We start from the raw sequence: 244 nt of genomic DNA, 5'->3' as shown, positions 1-244 counted from the left end.
CACGGCAGCACCATCGTGTCGCGGGGCAGGCCGTCATAGCCGTGAAGCGAGCGCAGATACAAAGGCAGCGGATTGGCGTCGGGTACGTATTCGAACACGCTGACGTTGGTGGAAATGCGCGGCAGCACCATGTCGCCGGTGATCAGCACGCCAAGTTCAGGCGTAAACAGCGACGCTGGTTCCGGCGCGTGCCCGTAGCCCACGATGACACGCCAGTCGCTCCCGCCGATGCGAACCTGGTCGC

Annotated in this window: 1 protein-coding gene; it reads right to left on the bottom strand. The window is 64.3% G+C overall.

Annotation, left to right across the window (positions count from 1 at the left end; translation table 11 throughout):
- The coding region (locus KVT32_RS31135; RefSeq protein WP_217619538.1) for an MBL fold metallo-hydrolase at positions 1-244 on the bottom strand (244 nt) is incomplete at both ends.

The organism is Achromobacter sp. GbtcB20 (genome assembly GCF_019091095.1).
In the GTDB taxonomy this organism is placed as follows: Bacteria; Pseudomonadota; Gammaproteobacteria; order Burkholderiales; family Burkholderiaceae_B; genus Achromobacter; species Achromobacter mucicolens.
Note: the sequence above shows the minus strand (reverse complement) of the source record. Positions and strands in the feature narration are given on the sequence as shown.